Raw genomic sequence first — 14796 nt, 5'->3', positions numbered from 1 at the left:
ATGGACGCGACCGTGGCTGGCGTCGAACCCGCGATCCGCGCGCGCAATGTCGGCGTCCGCTTCTTCACCGGGCGCGGCAACGTCACCGCGATCCAGGGCTTGGACATCGATGTCGCGGCCGGCGAATTCCTGACGCTGCTCGGTCCGTCGGGCTGCGGCAAGTCGACCTTCCTGCGTGTCATCGCCGACCTGATCGCGCCCAGCAGCGGCCAGGTCGATGTTCTCTCGACGACACCGCAGGCGGCGCGCCAGCGGCGCGATATCGGCTTCGTGTTTCAGGATGCGGCGTTGCTGCCGTGGCGCACTGCGCTGCAGAATGTCCAATTGCCGCTGCAGGTCGGCGGCGGTGCGGCGCGCCAGAGTTGCCGCGGGCCACTCGAACTGCTCGACATGGTGGGTCTGAAGGAGCGCGCGAACGCCTGGCCGCACGAGCTTTCGGGCGGCCAGTGCCAGCGCGTGTCGATCGCCCGCGCGCTGGTCAGCGACCCGAAGATCCTGCTGCTGGACGAACCTTTCGGCGCCCTCGACGAAATCACCCGCGACCGCCTCAATGAAGAGTTGCGCCGGGTCTGGAAGGAAACCGGCCTGACGATCCTGTTCGTTACGCACAGCATCCACGAGGCCGCCTATCTCGGCCAGCGCGTGCTGATGCTGGCCGCGAACCCGGGACGGGTGCGCGAGATCGTGCCGGTCGAACTGCCCGGGGAGCGCACGCTCGCGGTGCGTGAGACCCCCGAGTTCGTTCGCCTGACCGCTCATCTGCGGCATGTGCTCGCGACCTGCTGAAGGGAGCTGCCATGGCCATCCGTCCGATCGAAACGCAAGCCCCTGGTGCGCTTGCCCGAAGCGATGACGCAGAGCGCGCGGCATGGGCTGCGGCACGCCACCGGCGCCTCTGGCGCCGCCGCGTACTGCCGACGCTCGGCATCGTCGGGCTGCTGCTGATGTGGTGGGCGGTCGTCGCCTGGTTCGGCGTCGAGCCCTTCATCGCGCCGTCGCCGGTGCTGGTGTTGCAGACGCTGTACGCGAAGCGCGACATGCTGCTGTCCAACCTGATTCCGACCGCCATCGAGGCCGCCGGCGGCTTCGCGATCGGCAACCTTGCGGCGATCCTGGTGGCGACGGTGTTCGTGCACCACAAGACGCTGCAAGACATCTTCTTTCCGGTCGTGCTGATGTTCAACGCGATCCCGATCGTCGCCAAGGCGCCGATCCTGGTGCTGATGATGGGCAACGGTATCGCGCCCAAGATCACGATCGCGGCCCTGGTGTGCTTCTTCCCGACGCTGGTCAATGTGGTGCGCGGGCTGGAGTCGGTGAACCCGCAGGCGATGGAACTGATGCGCATGCTGTCGGCCAGCAAGGTCGAGATATTTTTTCGGCTGCGGCTGTTCAACGCGCTGCCGCATCTGTTCTCGGCGCTGCGCATCGCGGCCTCGATGTGCGTGATCGGTGCGGTGGTCGGCGAATGGGTCGGCGCCAACGCCGGGGTCGGCGCGATGATCATCCAGGCCACCTTCAACTTCGACTCGGCGCTGCTGTACGCGGCGATCGTGATGAGCGCGACCCTGTCGGGAACTTTCTTCCTGCTGGTCACGCTGGCCGAGCGCTGGCTGATCCGCTGGCAGCCCGAAGACATGCGCTGAGCCCGCAGCCTGCGGTGCGCGCGAATCAACGAGGAGAATGCAATGAGCCAAATCGGAGACTGGATCAAAGAGCCGGCGAGCGATGTGCGCGTCGCTGCCGAGGCCGACGTGGTCGTGGTGGGCGGCGGTCCGGCCGGCCTGTCGGCCGCGTTTGCTGCAGCCCGCAACGGCGCGCGGGTCACGCTGCTCGAACGCTACAACCACCTCGGCGGCCTGGCCTCCGGTGGCATGGTGCTGGTGCTCGACGACATGTGGGACAGCCACCTGCAAGAGATCTCGGTGCGCGGCACCTGCATGGAGATGATCGACCGCATGGCCGCGCTCGGCCTCGCGGCGTTCCCCAGGCAGGACGAGTGGGGGAGCGCGCCGGCTTCGGTGGCGCGTTGGGCGCGCTGGGGTACGTTCGACTTGCACAGCAAGGACAAGTCGCCCCCGATCTGCTTTGCCGCAGCGTTCGACCCGGATGCCTGGAAGCGCGTCTCGATGGAGATGGTCAAGAAGCTCGGCATCGAGTTGCGCCTGCATTCGTGGTTCTCGCGCACGTTGCTCGAAGGCAAGCAGGCCAGGGGCGTGATCTGCGACACCAAGAGCGGCCGCGAAGCGCTCCTTGGCAAGGTGGTGATCGACACCACGGGCGACCTCGACGTCGCTGCGTCGGCCGGTGCGCCGCATGTCGGTGGCGGCTACATCGTCACGACCGTGTTCCGCCTCGGCGGCGTCGATACCGACGAGGCCGAGTGCTTCGAGCGCGAGGAGCCGGAAGCCTTCGAGGCGCTCGATCGCGAGGTCAAACGGGTCCTCGGCGGCAGTTGGGCCTACTGGTGGCTCAAGACACCGCTGCCTGGCGTGGTCTGGTGCAATTGCCCGCACATGCAGGGGCTCGATCCGCTCAAGGTGGCCGACCTGACGCGCGCCGAGGTCGAAGGCCGGCGCATCGTCCACGAGGCCATCGGGCTGGTGCGCGCGAAGATGCCGGGCTTCGGCCGCTGTTTTCTGGTGGACATGGCGCCGCAGACTGGCGTGCGCCAGACCCGCCTTCTGGAAGGCGAGCATGTGATGAGCAAGGCAGACGTGATGCAGCGCACCCGGTTTGCCGACAGCGTGGCGCGTGGCCGCGATTACTACTACCCGTACCGCGTGCTGCTGCCGCGCAGCGTCGAGAACCTGCTGGTGGCCGGGCGGCATTATTCGTCGACAGCGGCGGCGCAGAAGATCTCGCGCGAGATCCCGCCGTGCATGGCCATGGGCGAGGCGGCGGGCGTTGCCGCAGCGCTTGCGCTCGATGCCGGCGTCAGCGTGCGCAATGTCGATGTCGGCGCGGTGCAGCGCCTGCTGCGTGCGCAAGGCGCCGATCCCGGCGAGCAGACCGGCGCGAATCCGGACGTGCCTGCGCTGGCGCGCATCCAGGCCGAAACCGGGGTGGCCGCATGAACGCCGCAGCCGCAGCCGCAGCCGCAGCCGCCACCATCACCAGCGGACTGCCGCTCGACGGCGTGCGCGTGATCGACTTCACCCAGGTCATGATGGGGCCGGTGTGCACGCAGATGCTCGCCGATCATGGTGCCGACGTGATCAAGATCGAACGCCAGGGCGCGGGCGACCTGAGCCGCTCGACCTTCGGGCCGGTTGCGGGCCAGGACAACCCGATCTTCTGTAGCCTGAACCGCAACAAGCGCAGCGTCGAGATCGATCTGCGCGACGCTGCGCAGATGGCGCTGGTCAAGGCCCTGATCGCCGACGCCGACGTGGTGGCCAACAATTTCCGCGCCGGCGTGATGGAGCGGCTCGGCCTCGGCTACGAAGACTGCCGGCGCATCAACCCGCGCATCATCTACGCGGTCGGCACCGGCTTCGGCGAGACCGGCCCCTATGCGCACAAGGGCGGTCAGGACGTTCTGGCCCAGGCGCTGAGCGGCGTGATGGCGCGCCGCGCCGACGCCGAGTTGCCGCTGTCGATCTACCCGACCGCGCTGGCCGACTACGCTGCGGGCATGCACATGGTGCAGGGCATCTTGTTCGCGCTGCTGCAACGCGGGCGCACCGGCGTCGGCCAGAAGGTCAGCGTGTCGCTGTACAACTCGATGCTGGCGATGCAGATGCAGGAGGCAGCCATGATCATGATGGCCGACTCGGAGGTCAACTGGGCGGCGATGCCGCTGTCGGGCGTGTTCGAGACCAAGACCGGCGCGCTGGTGCTGGTCGGCGCGTTCAAGACCCATCCGCTGCGCGACATCTGCACCGCGCTCGGCCTGCCCGATCTATCGCTCGATGCCCGCTTCGATTCGCTCGCGCAGCAGTTCGAGCACAAGGCCGAACTGCACCGGCTGCTGCGCGAGCGCTTCGCCAGCGACACGCGCGAGCACTGGCTGGCCCGGCTTGAGGAGCAGGACCTGCTTTCGGCGCCGGTGCGTGATATGCGCGAGGCGTTGGCCGACCCGCAGACGCTGCACAACGACATGATCATCGAGGGCCGCGATGCGGGCGGGCGGGCGCTGCGCTTCGTCGCCAGCCCGATCGGGCTGTCGGGGGTGCAGGCCGGCTTGCGCTGCGGGCCGCCGCGCCTGGGGCAGCACACCGCCGAGGTGCTGGCCCAGGCGCGCCGCCTCGTTCAAGGAGTCGCGTCGTGAGCGCGCGTCTGGAACTCGCCGGGCATGTCGCCACCGTCACGATCGATCGCCCGCAGGTGATGAACGCGATCGACCTTGCGACCGAGGCCGAGTTGCAGCGCATCTGGAGCGCACTGGAAGCCGACGACGGCGTGCGCCTGGTGGTGCTCACCGGCGCCGGCGAGCGTGCGTTCTGCGTTGGCGCAGACCTGAAGAACCCCTCGGTCAAGGGCCTCGACTACTGGGCCACGGCGCGCCCCGGCGGCTTTGGCGGCATTGCGTTGCGCGAGACGCTGAACGTGCCGGTGATCGCCCGTGTCAACGGCTTGGCGCTCGGCGGCGGCTTCGAGATGGTGCTTGGCTGCGACATCGCCGTGGCCTGCGAGGAGGCGAGCTTCGGCTTGCCCGAGGCACTGCTCGGGCGCATGCCACTCGATGGCGGCATGACGCTGTTGCAGCGCCAGATTCCGTTTCGCCAGGCGATGGGAATGATGTTCACCGGACAACGCATCAACGCGCAGCGCGCGCTCGAACTCGGCCTGGTCAACGAGGTCGTGCCGCGCGCCGGACTCGACGCTGCGGTCGGGCGCTGGAGCGCGGCGATCCTGGCCTGTGCCCCGCTGTCGCTGAAGGCGATCAAGCAGGTCGTGCGGCAGACGGCCACGTTGTCGCCGGCGCAGGCCCAGGCGGTGCGCCTGCCCGCGCTGGTGGCAGCCCTGCAATCGCAGGACGCCGACGAGGGCGTGCTCGCGTTCCAGCAAAAGCGCAAGCCGCAGTGGCAAGGGCGCTGAGGAGCGCGTCGTGGCCTACGTCATCACCACTGGCTGCATCGATGTCAAGGACGGCGCCTGCGTGCAGTGCTGTCCGGTCGATTGCATCTACACCGGCGGGCGCACGCTGTATATCCACCCGGACGAGTGCATCGACTGTGGGGTCTGCGAGCCGGCCTGTCCGACCCAGGCCATTTACGAGGATCACCGCTTGCCGGCGCCGCTGCGGCCGTTCCTGGCGATCAACCGTGAGTTCTTCGGGGCGCAAGTCAGTGCCCTGGGCTCGCCGGGCGGTGCCGCCGACGTGGGCGCCGTAACCTGCGATCATCCGGTCGTTGCTGCCTGGCCGGCGCAAGGTGCATCCGGCGGGTGAGCGTTACCCGAGCACCGGATCGTCCTGCCCATGCACGCCAGCGTCCTGAAATACTTCGTCGAGGTGGCCCGTTGCGGCTCGGTGCGCAAGGCGTCCGAGAACCTGTACGTCGCCGCGAGTGCGGTCAACCGGCAGATCCTGAAGATCGAGGACGAACTCGGCGGCGAACTGTTCGATCGGATGCCGAACGGCATGCGCCTGAACGCTGCGGGCGAGCGGCTGCTCAGGCATGTGCAATCGACCCTGCATGATTTTCAGGTCATGCGCAGCGAACTCGATGCGCTCAAGGGCGAGCGCACCGGTCATGTGAAGCTCGCGTCGATGGATTCGCTCTTCGTGGACTTTCTGCCGGCATCGATCGAGGAGTTCTCGCAGGTCTACCCGGCGGTGACGTACACGGTCGCCTCGTTCGGCCCGATGGAAGTGCTGCCGCAGTTGCAGTCCGGACGCTTCGATATCGGGATGACCTTTGTCGGCCGGCTGCCGGCCGGCATCGAAACGGTGGCCCTGGCAGCGCTGCCGACCGGCGTGGTGATGGCGGCCGGTCACCCGCTGGCGGCAAAGGCTGCGGTCAGCCTGGCCGACTGCGCGCGGCAACCGTTCCTGCGCTCGCTCGGCCAGCCGCCGATCGACAGATCGATGTCACGCGAGTTCGCCCAGTTCTGGGACGAACTGGAGCCGGTCGTGACCTGCAATTGGACGACGATGGTCAAGCGGCTGATCATCGCCGGCAAGGGCATCTCGTTCTTCTCGAAGATCGCCTTCATCGAAGAACTGCGGCGCGGTGATGTCGTCTGGCGACCGTTCGACATCGCGGAACTGAACGCGCTGCAGGTCGGCATTTTGCTGCCGAGCCACCGCGCCCTGCCGCACGTCGCCCAGACCTTCGTCGCGCGGCTGGTTCGTCAACTCAAGCAACTGGAAGCCGTGGCCGCGACCCTGTGAGCCGCAGCCGGCCACTTCATCCCTGAACGATCTGCGGCGGGGATTTCCCGGGGCTTGGCGGAATGTGCTTGGCGGAGAGGGCGGGATTCGAACCCGCGGTGGGGATTAGCCCACACACGCTTTCCAGGCGTGCGACTTAAACCGCTCATCCACCTCTCCGAAGCCCGCCATTGTAGCCACAGGGCAAGAGTCCGTCCGGGCAGGTTTGGGTCATTCAAGCCGGAAAAACCCCCGGTTTTCTGTGGCCCGTCGCCTACCCGGCCTTGGTCGTCGTGGCCTGGAGCATCTTCATCGCCGAGCCTATCAGTGCCGATACCTCGGTCATGTTGCTCGGCACGATCAGGGTGGTGTTGGCATCCGATGCCACCTGGCTGTAGGCGGCGACGGCCTTTTCGGCCACCTTGAGTTGGACTGCCTGTTCGCCGCCTGGCAGGCGTATCGCGCTGGCTACACGTTCGATGCCCTGTGCCGTGGCTTCGGCGACGGCTTTGATGAATTCGGCTTCGCCTTGCGCCTTGTTGATGACGGCCTGTTTCTCGCCTTCGGAGCGGGCGATGAATGCCTCGCGCTCGCCTGTGGCGATGTTGATTTGCTCCTGGCGGCGGCCTTCGGATGCGGCAATCAGCGCGCGCTTTTCGCGCTCGGCGGTGATTTGCTGCTGCATCGCGTGCAGGATTTCCTTCGGCGGGGTCAGGTCCTTGATTTCGTAGCGCAGCACCTTCACGCCCCAGTTCAGCGCCGCCTCGTCGATGGCTTGCACCACCTGGGCGTTGATGATGTCGCGTTCTTCAAAGGTCTTGTCCAGTTCCAGCTTGCCGATGACCGAGCGCAGCGAGGTTTGCGCCAACTGGGTCACGGCCATGATGTAGTTGGACGAGCCGTAACTGGCGCGCATCGGGTCGGTGACCTGGAAGTACAAGATGCCATCGACCTGCAACTGGGTGTTGTCGCGTGTGATGCAGACTTGGCTGGGCACATCGAGCGGGATTTCCTTGAGGCTGTGTCTGTAGGCTACCTTGTCGATGAAGGGCACCAGGAAGTTCAGGCCCGGCGTGAGGGTGCCGGCGTATTTGCCCAGGCGTTCCCTGACCCAGGCGTTTTGTTGGGGAACGACCTTGACGGAACGGGCGATGAAGATCGCGGCAATGATCAGGATGACGATGGCGACTTCCATGGGTGGTCTCTCTTTCAGGGTGAGTGATTACAGTGGGTCCACCAGCAGGCGGTTGCCCACCAGTTCCGCGACGCGGTGCGTTCCGGCGCATGGCGTGACACCGGGGCGATGGATGGCGGTCCATTGGGCGCCACGGTACTTGACGGTGGCGGTGCCATCGGCGCCCCAGCGGTCGATCAGGATGGTCTCGCCGATATCCAGGTTCACACTGCAGTCGGCGTGCGCTGAGGGGTCGCCCGGGCGTTTTTTCTTCAGGTAGTAGCAGGCAAACACGGCGCCGCCGCCGACGCTGGCCGCCGTGACCATTTGCAGCGCCACCGGCAGGCCCAGGTGCGCGGCAATGGCGGCAGCGACCAGACCCAGGGTCATCATCAGCAGATAGAACGTGCCCGTGAGCAGTTCGGCCACGATCGCAGCCCCTGCTACAAGCCACCAGATGGAGGAGTCCTGCATGACGCTTTTCCTGTTTGTCGGTGCGCGGGTTGGGTGGCTGTGTTGGGCACACCACATCCCGGCGCAAAAGGATTGCAGTTTACAGGCCGGTCGGCGTTATTTCCTTACACTTCGCGGCTATTTGCGGTTTTTGCCGGGCAGGGCACGGTTGCACAAAGGCGGCGCATGAAATTTCGCTTTCCCATCATCATCATCGATGAAGACTACCGTTCCGAGAATACCTCGGGCCTGGGCATCCGTGCGCTGGCACAGGCCATAGAGGCCGAGGGCTTCGAGGTGGTCGGGGTCACCAGCTATGGTGATCTGTCGCAGTTTGCGCAGCAGCAAAGCCGCGCCAGCGCTTTCATCTTGTCGATCGACGATGAGGAGTTCACGCTGGGCGGGGGGCTTGACCCGATCGTGCTGAGCCTGCGCAACTTCATCGGTGAGGTGCGCCGCAAGAACGCCGAGGTTCCGATTTATGTGCACGGCGAGACCAAGACCAGTCGCCATCTGCCCAACGATATCCTGCGCGAGTTGCACGGCTTCATCCACATGTTCGAGGACACGCCCGAGTTCGTTGCGCGCCACATCATCCGCGAGGCCAAGAGCTATCTGGAGAGCGTGCAGCCGCCGTTTTTCAAGGCGCTGCTGGATTACGCCGAAGACGGCTCGTACAGTTGGCATTGCCCGGGTCATTCCGGCGGCGTGGCTTTCCTCAAAAGCCCTGTGGGCCAGATGTACCACCAGTTCTACGGCGAGAACATGCTGCGCGCCGATGTCTGCAACGCGGTGGAAGAACTCGGCCAACTGCTCGATCACAACGGCGCCATTGGCGCGAGCGAGCGCAACGCGGCGCGCATCTTCAATGCCGACCACTGCTTTTTCGTGACCAATGGCACGTCCACCAGCAACAAGATGGTCTGGCACCATACCGTGGCGCCCGGTGATGTGGTGGTGGTCGATCGCAACTGCCACAAGTCGATCTTGCATTGCATCATCATGACCGGCGCGGTGCCGGTGTTCATGAAGCCCACGCGCAACCACTTTGGCATCATCGGCCCGATTCCGAAAAGCGAGTTCGAGCCGGCGACGATTCAGGCCAAGATCGAGGCCAACCCGCTGCTCCAGGGGGTGGACGCCGGCAAGGTCAAGCCGCGCGTGCTGACGCTCACACAGTCGACCTACGACGGCGTGCTCTACAACACCGAGGCCATCAAGGGCATGCTCGATGGCTATGTCGACAACCTGCATTTCGACGAAGCCTGGCTGCCGCACGCCGCATTCCATCCGTTTTATGGCAGCTACCACGCGATGGGCAAGAAGCGCATGCGCCCCCGGTATTCGGTGACCTATGCCACCCAATCGATCCACAAGCTGCTGGCCGGGATCAGCCAGGCCAGCCATGTGCTGGTGCAGGATTCGCAGACCGCCAAGCTCGACCGCCACCTGTTCAACGAAGCCTATCTGATGCACACCAGCACCAGTCCGCAATACAGCATCATTGCCAGTTGCGATGTGGCCGCCGCGATGATGGAGCCGCCCGGCGGCACTGCGCTGGTGGAAGAGAGCATCCTCGAAGCGCTGGACTTTCGCCGCGCGATGCGCCAGGTGGCAGAGGAGTTCGGCAAGAACGACTGGTGGTTCAAGGTCTGGGGGCCGGACAAACTGGTCGAGGAAGGCATAGGCCGGGCCGATGACTGGATCATCCGCAGCGACAGCAAGAGCCGCAAGACCGGCAGCAAGTGGCATGGCTTTGGCCAGTTGGCCGACGGCTTCAACATGCTTGACCCGATCAAATCGACCATCGTCACGCCGGGCCTGCGCCTCGATGGCAAGTTCGACCAGACCGGCATTCCGGCCTCCATCGTCACCAAGTACTTGGCCGAGCATGGCGTGGTGGTGGAAAAGACCGGGCTGTACAGCTTTTTCATCATGTTCACCATCGGCATCACCAAGGGCCGCTGGAACACGCTGCTGACGGCATTGCAGCAGTTCAAGGACGACTACGGCAAGAACCAGCCGATGTGGCGCATCCTGCCCGAGTTCTGCCAGCAGCACCGGCGCTACGAGCGCATGGGCTTGAAGGACTTGTGCCAGCATGTGCACGAGATGTACGCCAGGTACGACATCGCGCGGCTGACGACCGAGATGTATCTGTCGGACCTCCGGCCCGCGCTGAAGCCCTCGGACGCCTACGCGCACATTGCGCACCGCAGGACCGAGCGCGTGGAGATCGACCAGCTCGAAGGCCGCATCACCGTGGGCCTGGTCACACCGTACCCACCGGGCATCCCGCTGCTGATCCCGGGCGAGGTGTTCAACAAAAAGATCGTCGACTACCTCAAGTTCGCCCGCGAATTCGCCAATCTGTGCCCAGGCTTCGAGACCGACATCCACGGCCTGGTGGAGGTGGAAGACGACAATGGCCGGATACGCTACTACGCCGACTGCGTGGCCAATGGTGTGGACGCACGACGCGCTGGCGGGCCGCGCCACCCATAGACACTGACACTGCGGCGCCGGCCCCACGGTCACCGGGCATCCCGTGCAGCGGCTGCCCGCAAGGCGTCCTGATCAGCGGTCGGGCGGCATGTCTTCCCGCACTCGCACAAAGCTGGCAAAGCGCGGCAGGCCGCTTTCATGCAGGCCGCGAAACCGGTAGGTGACCCAACTGCCCACCGGTGGCGGATCGGCCCGCTGCGCATCGCTGAAACCCGACCCCAGCTTGAAGCGCTGGCCCGAGGGCATGGCCACCAGCAGCGCCCCCAGGCGCCCGGCATGGCGGCCCTTGCCAGGCAGGTGGGCGAGCACGCGGGCCTCGGCGTCTTCATGCGTCTTGAGCTTGAGCAGATCATCGTTGCGGCCTGATTGGTACAGCGAAGCGCCCCGGTGCAGCATCAGGCCCTCGCCGCCGGCGCGCACCGTGCGTTGCAGCAATGCCTGCAGCGCGGCATCGGTGGCGACGCGCTGTTGCGGCACGGCCTGCACCCAGGGCTGCCCGATGCTTGCGACCAGGGCCTTGAGCGCCGGGAGCCTCTGATCGAACCTGCCCCCATGCCGGGGCAGGTCAAACACCATGAACCGCATGGAGCGCCATGCGTTGTCATCGGCCTGCTGCTGCCGCGTGGTCGACTGCGCATGGCCAAACCGTCCGCGCCCGGCCCACAGTTCGCCATCCAGCGCCGTGCCGGGCCAACCGGCCGTGAACCAGGCAGGTGCCGCCACGGTTTCACCGCTGCGGGTGCGCAGCGCGCGACCGTCCCAGTAGCCGCGCACGCCGTCATACTTTTCGCTCACCCAGTAGTCGGCCAGCGGCAGGCCGGGCCGGTACACATTGGCCAGCAGCAGGGCCGGGGCATCGGCCGCCCGAACGGGCAGCGCGGCGAGCGCCCACCAGGCCAGGAACTTTCTGCGCTCCATGATGATGCTATTGAATATGTAGCAAACTGTACTTGAATACCATGCGCTGACGGCCTGTTCTATCACAGCCGGCAGCGGCTTGGAAGACGGGCCACCGCCCCGCAAGGACAGATGCGCGCCACCACCGGGGTTATCCCGCGTCGCCAAGTGGACGGCGCTGGTTAACATCGAACCAGACCGGCCGCTCGACCCCCACGCCCGATGAATGGATGAAAAATGCGCAACGAGGCGTAGCGTGCGGATTTCTACAGGGGACAGAAAGATGGAAGAACCACACCGAATGCGCCTGTTGGCGCCGTTGGCTCTGCTGGCGCCGTGGCTCATCAGTGGGCCTGCCAGGGCGCAGGATGCGTGGCCTGCGCATCCGATCCACATGGTGGTGCCTTATCCTCCCGGCGGCTCTTCCGACATCCTGGGCCGGCTCGTGGCCGACCGCCTGGTCAAGGCGTTGGGCGGGAATGCGTCGATCATCGTCGACAACAAGCCCGGGGCGACCACGCAGATCGGCACCGAGTTTGTCGCCAAGGCGGCGCCTGACGGCTACACGCTGTTGTTCGGTGCTGCTTCGAGCTTCACACTGCTGCCCAATATCCGCAAGCTCGGCTACTCGGCGGACAGTTTCGATTTCATAGGTGGCGTGGCCGAGTACCTGGCCGTCATCGCAGTGCGCGAATCTTTGCCTGTCAAGAACTTGGCGCAGTTCGTCGAGCACGCAAAAAAGAACCCGGGAAAGCTGTCCTTCGGCTCCGCCGGCGAGGCGTCGGCAGGGCATGTGTATGGCGCGACGCTGGCGCTGGACACCGGCATCTCGGTGCTGCATGTGCCCTTTCGTGGTTCCATGGACGCGGTCAATGCGCTGGTGGCCGGCGCGATCGACTTCATCATCGACGGCGCCGTCACCCCGATGGCCAAGGCCGGTCGCGTAGTGCCGCTGGCCACCATCTACCGCCAACGCCATCCGGAGTTGCCGAATGTCCCGACGCTGGCCGAGACCGGTTTCAGCGTCACCATTCCGGCAGGTTCAGGCTGGGGATTGCTTGCCCCCAAGGGCACGCCAAAGGATGTGCTGGCGCGGCTTTCTGCCGCGCTGCGCACGGCCCTGCAACACAAGGGCATCCAGGAAGTCTTCGTGCGCGCCAACGCCTTTGCATCCTGGCAGGCACCCGATGAATTTCGCGCCAGCCTCGCGGCCAACCAGAAGATGTACAGCCAGTTGCTGCCCGTCATCGGCGTGGGCGGGCAGTGATGCGAATGAACGAAGAGGAAGTCATGAACCTTCACGCCGGCACGGCATCCCGTCTCCATCTGGCACCCCGGCAAACGGTGCGCCAGATCCTGCACCCGACCTCGGTGGCCATCGTCGGCGCGTCCGACAGCCAAGACAAATGGGGTGGGCGCCTGCTGCGCTACATGCTCAGGCACCACCATGGCGGTGCCCTTTACCCGATCAACGCGCGCGCCACCGAACTCATGGGGCTGCCAGCCTACCGCACACTGCCGGATTGCCCCGCTGCGGTGGACCTGGCCATCCTGCTCGTCCCCAGGGAGCATGTGTACGCCGCCATCGAAGACTGTGTCGAAAAAGAGGTCGGGTGTGCCCTTTGCATCACTGCCGGTTTCGCGGAAACAGGCCCGAAAGGGTGCGCTGACGAGCAAGCGCTGGTCGCACTCGCGCGCGCCGGCGGGGTGCGGCTGATCGGCCCCAACTGCATGGGGCTGATGAATACCCACCACCGTCTGTGCGCCACCACGGCAGTGGTCATGGGCGGCATCGACACATTGCCTGCGGGCGGGATCGGCCTGGCCAGCCAGAGCGGTGCGCTGATGGGGGCCATGATCTCGCGCGGCGTGGACATCGGCACAGGTTTTTCGAGCACGATTTCGGTAGGCAACCAGAGCGATCTGGACCTCAATGACTTTTTTGAATACCTGATCGACGATCCGATGACGGATGTCGTCTGCCTCTACATGGAAGCGGTCAAGGACGCCCCACGCTTTACGGCGTTGCTGGCCCGGGCCGCAGCGGTCCGCAAGCCAGTGTGCATCGTCAAGTCCGGACGCAGCGAAGCGGGCGCGCGTGCCGCCGCCTCGCATACGGCCAGTTTGGCGGGCGCCTGGCCCGCTTTCGAGGCCATCTGCCGACGCTGGGGGGTCTACCTTTTCGAGACCATCTACGACCTGTTGCAAGGCGCCCAACTGCTGCAGCGGGGCAAGCGGGTCGAATCGCGCGGCGTGGCCGTGACGTCCGGCTCGGGCGGCGCAGGTGCGCTGCTGGCCGACGCGCTGGAGGCCCATGGCCTGGAGTTGCCGATCCTGTCCGATGCCACGCAGCTTGCCGTGCAAAGCGTCCTGCCCGCATCGCACCGACAGTTGCCGTTCGACTTCGGCATGCTCAACCACCTGTCGCCCCCGGATCCCGAGGTCGGCGGCGGCTCGGTCGGGATTGCGCTCGACCGTGTGATGGCGGACCCCGCAATAGGCGCCGGCATCGTGTTGCTCACCACGCAACCTCAGCAAGAGCGCGTGGCCACCGCCGCCATTTTGGTCGCCGACCGCAGCAGCAAACCCCTGCTGTTCGTGCAAGGGGCAGGCAACCACGGCGACATCGCGCGCCAGATGCTGCGCGCAGCCGGACACGGCTATTTCGATAGCCCGCACGACGCGCTGAAAGTGCTGGCGGCGCTGGCCAGCAGAACCGAGCCGGCAGTTGCCGCCGGGTTGCTGCCCGACGGCGGCATTCCAGCCGATCTGCCCTCGGGCTTTCTGACCGAGCCCGACGCACGTCGCCTGCTGGAGGCCAACGGCATTCCCACCACGCGCTGGCAATTTGCCGCCGACCCTGAAGGCGCAGTGCGGGCAGCGCGCGGCATCGGTACTTTGGTCGCCATCAAGGCCGTGAGCGCAAAGATCGTCCACAAGAGCGACATCGGTGGCGTGCGCCTGAGCGTACAGGGCGACGAAGCCGTGCGCGCCGCTTGCACCGCCATTGCCGAGGCCGCGCGCAGGGCGGGCGTTCAGGCGCTGGACGGCTACCTCGTCACCGAAATGTGGCGTGCCGACTTCGAGCTGATTCTTGGAATCCGGCATGACCCGGATTTTGGCGCGCTGGTGATGGTCGGCGCGGGCGGCCTGTTGGTGGAACTGATGAAGGACGTTCAGCTCGCGCCCGCGCCACTCTCGCAGGCCGCCGCTTTGCAGATGCTCGGGGCGCTCAAGAGCCGCGCGCTGCTGGCCGGTTACAGAGGCCGGCCGGCCGCCGATGTGGACGCCATTGCGGACATGCTGGTGCGGCTGGGTTCGCTGGCCGCATCTTCGCGGGGCCGATTGCGCGAACTGGACATCAACCCGCTGCTCGTCAATGGCGCCCGGATTGCCGCCGCCGACGCGCGCGCGACGCTGGGCTGATCCTCCGGCCATTCCCATCCAT

13 protein-coding genes and 1 tRNA gene are annotated in these 14796 nt (G+C 66.0%); 10 read left to right on the top strand and 4 right to left on the bottom strand.

The window, feature by feature from the left end; genetic code table 11:
- Genes VEIS_RS17005 through VEIS_RS16975 form a run of 7 tightly spaced genes read left to right on the top strand, consistent with a single transcriptional unit; the run spans window position 1 to window position 6340 of the window.
- The gene (locus VEIS_RS17005; RefSeq protein ID WP_011811219.1) at window positions 1-786 is read left to right on the top strand and encodes an ABC transporter ATP-binding protein; all 786 of its coding nucleotides are present in this window, start codon (window positions 1-3) and stop codon (window positions 784-786) included.
- Window positions 787-797: 11 nt separating this feature from the next.
- Entirely contained in the window at window positions 798-1646 is an 849-nt protein-coding gene (locus VEIS_RS17000) for an ABC transporter permease (protein ID WP_011811218.1), read from the top strand.
- Window positions 1647-1688: 42 nt separating this feature from the next.
- The gene (locus tag VEIS_RS16995; protein WP_011811217.1) at window positions 1689-3077 is read left to right on the top strand and encodes an FAD-dependent oxidoreductase; all 1389 of its coding nucleotides are present in this window, start codon (window positions 1689-1691) and stop codon (window positions 3075-3077) included.
- Window positions 3074-4273 (top strand): CaiB/BaiF CoA transferase family protein, encoded by a 1200-nt coding sequence (locus tag VEIS_RS16990; protein ID WP_011811216.1) that lies wholly within the window; start codon window positions 3074-3076, stop codon window positions 4271-4273. Before VEIS_RS16995 ends, VEIS_RS16990 begins: the two co-directional genes overlap by 4 nt.
- A complete protein-coding gene (locus VEIS_RS16985) occupies window positions 4270-5043 on the top strand; it encodes an enoyl-CoA hydratase-related protein (RefSeq protein ID WP_011811215.1) in 774 nt (257 codons plus the stop codon). The genes VEIS_RS16990 and VEIS_RS16985 overlap by 4 nt, the downstream gene beginning before the upstream one ends.
- Window positions 5044-5053: 10 nt before the next feature.
- The gene (gene fdxA, locus VEIS_RS16980) at window positions 5054-5395 is read left to right on the top strand and encodes a ferredoxin (protein ID WP_011811214.1); all 342 of its coding nucleotides are present in this window, start codon (window positions 5054-5056) and stop codon (window positions 5393-5395) included.
- Window positions 5396-5425: 30 nt separating this feature from the next.
- Window positions 5426-6340, top strand: a complete 915-nt coding sequence (locus VEIS_RS16975; RefSeq protein WP_011811213.1) for a LysR family transcriptional regulator — start codon at window positions 5426-5428, stop codon at window positions 6338-6340.
- A gap of 69 nt (window positions 6341-6409) precedes the next feature.
- Here the strand turns inward: VEIS_RS16975 and VEIS_RS16970 are convergent.
- From VEIS_RS16970 to VEIS_RS16960, 3 genes are all read right to left on the bottom strand, one after another.
- Window positions 6410-6499, bottom strand: a tRNA-Ser gene (locus VEIS_RS16970).
- Window positions 6500-6593: 94 nt separating this feature from the next.
- Window positions 6594-7514: an SPFH domain-containing protein gene (locus VEIS_RS16965; protein WP_011811212.1), complete on the bottom strand. Its 921-nt coding sequence runs from the start codon at window positions 7512-7514 to the stop codon at window positions 6594-6596.
- Between the two features lie 27 nt (window positions 7515-7541).
- Window positions 7542-7967, bottom strand: coding sequence for an NfeD family protein (locus VEIS_RS16960; protein WP_011811211.1), 426 nt, complete (start codon window positions 7965-7967; stop codon window positions 7542-7544).
- Window positions 7968-8132: 165 nt separating this feature from the next.
- Here VEIS_RS16960 and VEIS_RS16955 point away from each other — a divergent pair, with 165 nt between their 5' ends.
- Window positions 8133-10451, top strand: coding sequence for an arginine/lysine/ornithine decarboxylase (locus VEIS_RS16955; protein ID WP_011811210.1), 2319 nt, complete (start codon window positions 8133-8135; stop codon window positions 10449-10451).
- A gap of 72 nt (window positions 10452-10523) precedes the next feature.
- Here the strand turns inward: VEIS_RS16955 and VEIS_RS16950 are convergent, their stop codons facing one another.
- A complete protein-coding gene (locus tag VEIS_RS16950; RefSeq protein ID WP_041950124.1) occupies window positions 10524-11369 on the bottom strand; it encodes a DNA ligase in 846 nt (281 codons plus the stop codon).
- A gap of 262 nt (window positions 11370-11631) precedes the next feature.
- On the opposite strand from VEIS_RS16950, the gene VEIS_RS16945 reads away from it, so the two are divergent.
- Both VEIS_RS16945 and VEIS_RS16940 read left to right on the top strand, forming a co-directional pair.
- A complete protein-coding gene (locus tag VEIS_RS16945) occupies window positions 11632-12615 on the top strand; it encodes a Bug family tripartite tricarboxylate transporter substrate binding protein (protein WP_011811208.1) in 984 nt (327 codons plus the stop codon).
- Between the two features lie 23 nt (window positions 12616-12638).
- Window positions 12639-14774: an acetate--CoA ligase family protein gene (locus VEIS_RS16940; RefSeq protein WP_011811207.1), complete on the top strand. Its 2136-nt coding sequence runs from the start codon at window positions 12639-12641 to the stop codon at window positions 14772-14774.
- Window positions 14775-14796: the final 22 nt, after the last annotated feature.

Origin of the sequence: Verminephrobacter eiseniae EF01-2 (assembly GCF_000015565.1) — a bacterium.
In the GTDB taxonomy this organism is placed as follows: Bacteria; Pseudomonadota; Gammaproteobacteria; order Burkholderiales; family Burkholderiaceae_C; genus Acidovorax; species Acidovorax eiseniae.
The sequence above is the reverse complement of the archived record's forward strand: the minus strand, read 5'-3'. Positions and strand labels throughout refer to the sequence as shown.

What these genes read in the sequence shown, in the direction of transcription:
- VEIS_RS16975 (WP_011811213.1), top strand. Translation starts at nt 5,426, where the DNA reads ATGCACGCCAGCGTCCTGAAATACTTCGTCGAGGTGGCCCGTTGCGGC.
- VEIS_RS16955 (WP_011811210.1), top strand. Translation starts at nt 8,133, where the DNA reads ATGAAATTTCGCTTTCCCATCATCATCATCGATGAAGACTACCGTTCC.
- VEIS_RS16940 (WP_011811207.1), top strand. Translation starts at nt 12,639, where the DNA reads ATGAACCTTCACGCCGGCACGGCATCCCGTCTCCATCTGGCACCCCGG.
- VEIS_RS16995 (WP_011811217.1), top strand. Translation starts at nt 1,689, where the DNA reads ATGAGCCAAATCGGAGACTGGATCAAAGAGCCGGCGAGCGATGTGCGC.
- VEIS_RS16965 (WP_011811212.1), bottom strand. Translation starts at nt 7,514, where the DNA reads ATGGAAGTCGCCATCGTCATCCTGATCATTGCCGCGATCTTCATCGCC.
- VEIS_RS16960 (WP_011811211.1), bottom strand. Translation starts at nt 7,967, where the DNA reads ATGCAGGACTCCTCCATCTGGTGGCTTGTAGCAGGGGCTGCGATCGTG.
- VEIS_RS17000 (WP_011811218.1), top strand. Translation starts at nt 798, where the DNA reads ATGGCCATCCGTCCGATCGAAACGCAAGCCCCTGGTGCGCTTGCCCGA.
- VEIS_RS16990 (WP_011811216.1), top strand. Translation starts at nt 3,074, where the DNA reads ATGAACGCCGCAGCCGCAGCCGCAGCCGCAGCCGCCACCATCACCAGC.
- VEIS_RS16950 (WP_041950124.1), bottom strand. Translation starts at nt 11,369, where the DNA reads ATGGAGCGCAGAAAGTTCCTGGCCTGGTGGGCGCTCGCCGCGCTGCCC.
- VEIS_RS17005 (WP_011811219.1), top strand. Translation starts at nt 1, where the DNA reads ATGGACGCGACCGTGGCTGGCGTCGAACCCGCGATCCGCGCGCGCAAT.
- VEIS_RS16945 (WP_011811208.1), top strand. Translation starts at nt 11,632, where the DNA reads ATGGAAGAACCACACCGAATGCGCCTGTTGGCGCCGTTGGCTCTGCTG.